Genomic DNA, 316 nt, shown 5'->3' with positions numbered 1-316 from the left:
GCTGGGAGAGCGCTTCCATGGCATGGAAGAGGTCATCGGTTCGATCCCGTTAGGCTCCACCAACTCTCTATTCAGACCACGACATACCCAGCCCCTGGCCCCGCCCGATGCATCCGCGTCGTGCGGTTTTCGGCGTTTGGCCTCCGCGCTGCGAACGGCGCGCGATCCCTCTGGACGTCGCCCGCAGGAAATCGCCCGGACTGCGAAATAGGGGTTGAGGCGGCGGCCCGATCCCAGTATGTCACCGCCATCGCCGGTGCGGCTCAGGCCTCTCCGCTGCGGACGACCCACCCGGGTGATCCAGAACCCCGGGTGC

This window comes from Methylobacterium sp. Leaf88 (assembly GCF_001422795.1).
Lineage (GTDB): Bacteria > Pseudomonadota > Alphaproteobacteria > Rhizobiales > Beijerinckiaceae > Methylobacterium.
This window is presented reverse-complemented; position numbering follows the sequence as displayed.